The sequence below is a fragment of the Pseudoalteromonas sp. GW168-MNA-CIBAN-0100 genome (assembly GCF_040309225.1).
GTDB lineage: Bacteria > Pseudomonadota > Gammaproteobacteria > Enterobacterales > Alteromonadaceae > Pseudoalteromonas > Pseudoalteromonas arctica.
In genome coordinates this window covers 1-261 of sequence record NZ_JBEOOL010000709.1, presented here as the reverse complement: position 1 = coordinate 261, position 261 = coordinate 1, and the positions used below count along the sequence as shown (strand labels likewise).

1 pseudogene is annotated in these 261 nt (G+C 40.6%); it reads left to right on the top strand.

Features of this window, described 5'->3' with window-relative positions:
• A pseudogene (locus tag AAEY62_RS23115) lies at positions 1-261 on the top strand (EAL and HDOD domain-containing protein); the annotation flags it as partial.

Genomic DNA, 261 nt, shown 5'->3' with positions numbered 1-261 from the left:
CTGCCCATACAGCACGCTCTAAGCCTATAGAGCTCATGCAGATGTGCGTTATTCGCGCACGGTTTTGTGAATTAATAGCCGCTAAAGTTGCTAAGCAGGTTCAAGGTGAAGCATTTTTAACGGGGCTTTTTTCACTGCTCGATGCTATTTTAGACAAGCCAATGGACTTGCTGGTTGATAAACTTCCATTCCCGGAAGATATAAAAGCAGCGTTAACTGGTGAAAAAAATAACTTATATTATATCCTTGAAACAGTAAAAG